This is a genomic window from Vibrio sp. 10N.222.46.A1 (genome assembly GCF_041473595.1).
Taxonomy (GTDB): Bacteria; Pseudomonadota; Gammaproteobacteria; order Enterobacterales; family Vibrionaceae; genus Vibrio; species Vibrio tasmaniensis_A.
In genome coordinates this window covers 1-1,778 of record NZ_JBFRSN010001587.1, presented here as the reverse complement: position 1 = coordinate 1,778, position 1,778 = coordinate 1, and the positions used below count along the sequence as shown (strand labels likewise).

The following is a 1,778-nucleotide window of genomic DNA, read 5'->3' as shown; positions in this document are numbered from 1 at the left end:
ATGAAACGTGCAAGCTCTACATATCGATTACAACTGATTAAGGAAGTGGCTACTCGCCGAGATCGTCAGCGTTCTAATGACCCGATGGCAAACTACATACAAAACCTAATAGACAACAAAGATGACTGTGATACCTCGGTGGAACGTAACCAGAGATTCAGTGGCAGTCATTTTGATGAGCATATTGGTGGTTGGGTTAGCGACCATTGGGGTAGCAAGTAAGCCTATATCTCTAGTCACTGATATAGTCGATAGAACAGCATCGTTAGCTGTAGAATTAATATCCGTATTAACCTATCATCTGCAACAATTCCCTATCCAAGAGTAAGCAGAAAGTGCCTGAGTTAAAAAGAGAAAAAGAAGTGATGGTTGCCTTCCAAGTGATCCCTCGCGTTAAAGAAGGCAACAACTTCGAAGTGGTTGATAAAGCAATTGAAGTTGTGAAAGCTGCCGATGTGCCTTTCCAAGTCGGAGCTATGGAAACCACGATGAAAGGTGAACTCAACCTACTGCTAGATATCGTTAAAAAAGCAGAACAAGCTTGCTACGATGCAGGGGCTGTAGAAGTGATCACAAACATTAAAATTCACAGTAAAACCACGGAAGCCGATGATACATTTTGCACGTATCATCGTGGTGTAACGAAAGCGAATCACATGTTTGTTTAATAACATTTTTATTTTAGAAAGCTGTTTATTTAAGAAAACAGGGCCTTTAAGAAAGACTCTGAAGAACCAGCGGTATTATTGAAAAGGCATGTCTGAAAGGTGAGAAAGGATTTCCATTCGCTCTTCTTCTGACATCGAATGCCAATCACGCGGAGTCTCTTCAGGGTCATCTTTCGCCCCGATCGGTTTACGATCCAGTGCTTTGACTGGCTCTTTTTTGAGTTTTACGTTCTTTTTATTCATACCGACACCACTCCTTCAGGTACAAAGGTACCTACCTTAATATTACACCCCAACCATTATGTAAAGTAATAGTTACCTCGAGGTTAAATGAAATCTCAATACTTCCTCTTTAGCCGAAAAGATCTCTTTGGGGGCTTGTACTTCCCTCTTCGTCGACCGAGTTACCAACCAAGTTTTTTTGCTTCATTATTTTTCTTCTATAGCGTTGACGACACAGCTTTATGACGTGTAACTGTTCTGACGGCGTCATCGACATCCAATTAAAGCGCTCCTCCCTTTTACGCATACAGCCATTGCAATAGCCTTTGTCATCGCTTGAGCAAACCCCAACGCAAGGGCTTGGAACTTGGAAAAACTCTAACTGCTCCACCGCGCCTCCTTACATATTCAAAATTACGCTTACTATCTCAAAAATAAGCGATTAATTTGTCGCCTAGCTCATGAAATCCATACTAAACTATGACCTTATACTGACACATATAGTGTTTTGTAAACTATACTTTGAACCCATCAAGTTACACTTATTCGGTAACTTCGTTCTTTCCTTTGGAGCCTTATAATATGAAGTTTAGTTCAAAAAAATTACTAGCAGTAGCCGCTTTACCTATGATGCTAGCAGCATGCACAACAACAGGTGATAACGCGATGCAAGTAACACCAACCGATCTACAGCACCATAATTGGGAACTTGCGCAAATTGATGGCAAGAACATTGAGAAAAGCGAACACCAAGCGACACCTCGTCTAGAGATCGGCGAAAAGATGACAGCAAACGGCATGGCTGGTTGTAACAACTTCTTCGGTCAAGGCGAACTAAAAGACGGTCAATTCCGCATTAAGCAAATGGGCATGACAATGAAAATGTGT

At 41.5% G+C, this 1,778-nt stretch carries 5 protein-coding genes; 3 read left to right on the top strand and 2 right to left on the bottom strand.

Annotation, left to right across the window (positions count from 1 at the left end):
* Together AB4496_RS28280 and AB4496_RS28275 are read left to right on the top strand one after the other, a co-directional pair.
* Positions 1 to 222 (top strand): hypothetical protein (locus AB4496_RS28280; protein WP_009846448.1); only part of this gene is annotated, 222 nt, incomplete at its 5' end.
* 143 nt (positions 223 to 365) lie between these two features.
* Positions 366 to 668 (top strand): thiamine-binding protein, encoded by a 303-nt coding sequence (locus AB4496_RS28275; protein WP_032555230.1) that lies wholly within the window; start codon positions 366 to 368, stop codon positions 666 to 668.
* Positions 669 to 743: 75 nt separating this feature from the next.
* Here the strand turns inward: AB4496_RS28275 and AB4496_RS28270 are convergent, their stop codons facing one another.
* Together AB4496_RS28270 and AB4496_RS28265 are read right to left on the bottom strand one after the other, a co-directional pair.
* Positions 744 to 911, bottom strand: coding sequence for a hypothetical protein (locus tag AB4496_RS28270; RefSeq protein ID WP_009846446.1), 168 nt, complete (start codon positions 909 to 911; stop codon positions 744 to 746).
* A gap of 109 nt (positions 912 to 1,020) precedes the next feature.
* Positions 1,021 to 1,281 (bottom strand): DUF1289 domain-containing protein, encoded by a 261-nt coding sequence (locus tag AB4496_RS28265; protein ID WP_009846445.1) that lies wholly within the window; start codon positions 1,279 to 1,281, stop codon positions 1,021 to 1,023.
* Between the two features lie 191 nt (positions 1,282 to 1,472).
* Here AB4496_RS28265 and AB4496_RS28260 point away from each other — a divergent pair.
* Positions 1,473 to 1,778, top strand: a 306-nt coding sequence (locus tag AB4496_RS28260; protein WP_372133359.1) for an META domain-containing protein, incomplete at its 3' end; no start/stop codon positions are given.

Bases quoted from the DNA above. Each gene is read 5' to 3' on its own strand.
- AB4496_RS28270 (WP_009846446.1), bottom strand. From the start codon at position 911: ATGAATAAAAAGAACGTAAAACTCAAAAAAGAGCCAGTCAAAGCACTG.
- AB4496_RS28275 (WP_032555230.1), top strand. From the start codon at position 366: ATGGTTGCCTTCCAAGTGATCCCTCGCGTTAAAGAAGGCAACAACTTC.